Origin of the sequence: Roseiarcus sp. (assembly GCF_052145395.1) — a bacterium.
Taxonomy (GTDB): Bacteria; Pseudomonadota; Alphaproteobacteria; order Rhizobiales; family Beijerinckiaceae; genus Roseiarcus.
The window spans coordinates 1-2939 of record NZ_JBKQOT010000186.1 but is presented as its reverse complement, the minus strand read 5'-3'; the positions used below and the strand labels follow the sequence as shown (position 1 = coordinate 2939).

Below are 2939 nucleotides of genomic sequence, written 5' to 3'. Positions count from 1 at the left end.
GACCTCTCCAATACGCTTTACGGCGTGCGCAAGACGGCCGTGCGGAAAGCCGGCGCGCGCGTCCTTACGGTGCAGAACCTGAAGATGGCGCCGATGGTCAAGAACAATTCGCTGTCGGTGTTCGCCGGCCAGATCACGGGCGTCTTCGGCTTGGTCGGCGCGGGCCGCACGGAGACGTTCAAGATCGTCTCGGGTGTGCTGAAGCGCGACTTCTTCAACGGCGGCGAGATGTTTCTCCGCGACAAGTCGGTTCGCTTCCGCGTTCCGGCGTCCGCGGTGCGCGCCGGCGTCGCCTATGTGACAGAGGACCGCAAGGTCGAAGGCTTCTTCGAGACGGCGTCGATCGCGCGCAACATCTATCTCGGCCTTCTCGCCAAGTTCCCAGTTGGACGCACGCTGCTCTCGCGCCGGGAAGCGAACGCCGTCGGCTCCAACTGGATTAAGGCGCTGAACGTGCGGACGATCGGGGACGAGGCGAAGGTCGTTGAGCTTTCCGGCGGCAACCAGCAGAAGGTGGTGATCGCCAAGTCGCTGGTTCAGGAGCCGGAACTCATCATCTTCGACGAGCCGACCCGGGGCGTCGACGTCGGCGCGATCGTCGAGATCCACGAACTGATCAGCCGTCTCGCAGACGAGGGCAAGGCGGTGGTGGTCATTTCCTCCTACCTGCCCGAAATTCTGGCGCTTTCCGATCGAATCCTGGTGTCGCGCCAGGGGAAGGTGGTCGAGGAATTCTCGGCGCTCGAGGCGACCGAAGAAAAGATCATGTACGCTGCGATCCACTGAGGCCAAGCGACTGAATAAAGCCTGATTTTCACCGACGAGAGGAGCGCCATGGACAGCTGGTTCGACCGAGGCGACGTCCCCGAAACCCGCTACGAGCTTCATTACGGCGACCGGCTCGTACGCTGCTTCGCCGATCGCCCGAAAGGCGTTCATGCGATGCTGGAGAACGCCGTCGAGCGCCGCCCGCACGGGACCGCCCTGATCTGCGACGACGAGCGCCTCACCTATCTCGACCTCGAAGACCGCGTCAGCCGGGTCGCGGGCGGCCTCAGAGCGCTCGGGGTCGGCAAGGGCGACCGGGTCGCCCTGGTGCTTGGCAACAGCATCGAGTTCGTCGTCGTCCTGTTCGCCGTCGCGCGGCTCGGGGCGGTGTCCGTGCCGCTGAACACCAGACATCAGCTCGCCGAGAACCGCCACATCATCGAAGACTGCTCGGCCAAAGTCGTCGTGCACGAGCGTGACCTTGCCGACCGCATCCCCGCGCCCGGCACTCCGCCGAGCCTCAAGCACATGGTCTCAATTCGTCGCGACGATGGCGCCCCGCTCGCCGGGCTTATCGGCGCCCGGCCGGTGACGAGGCCCGAGGCGGTCGAAGAGGAAGAGACGGCGACGATCCTTTACACCTCGGGCACCACCGGGCGGCCGAAAGGCGCGATGCTGACCCATTTCAGCATCGCCCATTCCGTGCTCCACTATAACTTCGCGATGGGCCTGACCGAGGACGACCGCGGACTCCTCGCTGTCCCCATGAGCCACGTCACGGGCCTGATTGCGCTGGTCGATGCTATGATCCATTGCGCCGGAGCGCTGGTGATCATGCCGTCGTTCAAGGCGAGCGCGTTCATCGATCTAGCGGCGCGCCACCGCGTCACTTACTCGCTGATCGTGCCTGCGATGTTCAATCTCTGCTTGCTTGCGCCAAATTTCGGCGAGGCGGATCTCTCCGCCTGGCGAATCTCCGGCTATGGTGGGGCGATCATGCCCGAGGCCACCCTTGAGCGCATCGCCGAGAAGCTGCCGAAGCTGAAGCTGCTCAACTGCTACGGCTCGACCGAGACGACTTCGCCTGCGGCGATGATGCCTCCGGAACAGACGGTCGCCCGCAAGGACTCTGTCGGTCTCGCCGTCCCCTGCGGCCACATCCTGGTGATGGACGCCGGCGGCGTCGAGGCGCCCTATGGCGAACCTGGTGAAATCTATATCGGCGGCGCGATGGTCGTGCCGGGCTACTTCAACAATCCCGAGGCCACCGAAAGCGAATTCAAGGGCGGCTACTGGAAGTCGGGCGATCTGGGGATCATGGACGCACAAGGCTACCTTAGGGTCGTCGACCGGATCAAGGACGTGATCAACCGGGGCGGCTACAAGATCTTCGCCTCCGAGGTCGAGAACGTCCTCCTCGAACACCCCGCGATCGTCGAGGTCGCGGTGGTGGCGAAGCCGTGCCCGGTGCTCGGCGAGCGCGTTCATGCCTTCGTCGTTCTCCGTGATACGGTCCCGGATGACGAGCTACAGCGCCACTGCGCTGATCTCCTGACCGATTACAAGGTCCCTGAAGCCTTTCATCGCATTGACAGCACGCTCCCGCGCAACGCCAACGGCAAGGTGCTCAAGCGCGACCTAAGACGGATTTTGGTCGCCTGATGGTCCGCGAGCCGCCGATAGTTGGCGTACGGATCGGTGCCCGAGCGGCTCTTGAGAAGCATCTGCGTCTCGTAACAACGGAACACCTTACGCTCCGAGCTTCTCGCGGCGGATCCTCACACCCGGCTTCTCGCGATCCCAAGTGTCGGGGGTCAGACCTTGATCGCGAAGAACATATTTCTCGACCTTCTGCGTCGGGGTCCGCGGCAACGCCTCCATGATCCGGATATATCTGGGCAACATGAAGTGCGCGAGCCGCGGCTGCAAGAATTCCAGGAGCTCCAAGGGATCGATCGAGGCTCCCGGCGCCGGCGCGACGATCGCCAGAACGTCATCCTCGGCCATCTCGTTAGGCACCGCGACGACCGCGCATTCGCGGACTTTGGGATAGGCGATGATCTCCGCCTCCACCTCGAAGGACGAGATGTTCTCGCCACGGCGCCGGACCGCGTCCTTCATGCGGTCGACGAAGAAATACTCGCCGTCGGCGTTCATGCGGAACGCGTCTC

Annotated in this window: 3 protein-coding genes; 2 read left to right on the top strand and 1 reads right to left on the bottom strand. The window is 63.8% G+C overall.

The genetic code is table 11. The features are described from left to right. Both ACLP25_RS06540 and ACLP25_RS06535 read left to right on the top strand, forming a co-directional pair. The coding region (locus ACLP25_RS06540) for an ATP-binding cassette domain-containing protein (RefSeq protein WP_442468415.1) at positions 1 to 786 on the top strand (786 nt) is incomplete at its 5' end. 48 nt (positions 787 to 834) lie between these two features. Further along, positions 835 to 2430, top strand: coding sequence for a class I adenylate-forming enzyme family protein (locus ACLP25_RS06535; protein ID WP_442468414.1), 1596 nt, complete (start codon positions 835 to 837; stop codon positions 2428 to 2430). Between the two features lie 87 nt (positions 2431 to 2517). Here ACLP25_RS06535 and ACLP25_RS06530 read toward each other — a convergent pair. After that, on the bottom strand, positions 2518 to 2939 hold a 422-nt coding region (locus ACLP25_RS06530), incomplete at its 5' end, for an AMP-binding enzyme (RefSeq protein WP_442468413.1).

Excerpts from the sequence above, each read along its gene's own strand:
- ACLP25_RS06535 (WP_442468414.1), top strand. The coding sequence starts at position 835 with ATGGACAGCTGGTTCGACCGAGGCGACGTCCCCGAAACCCGCTACGAG.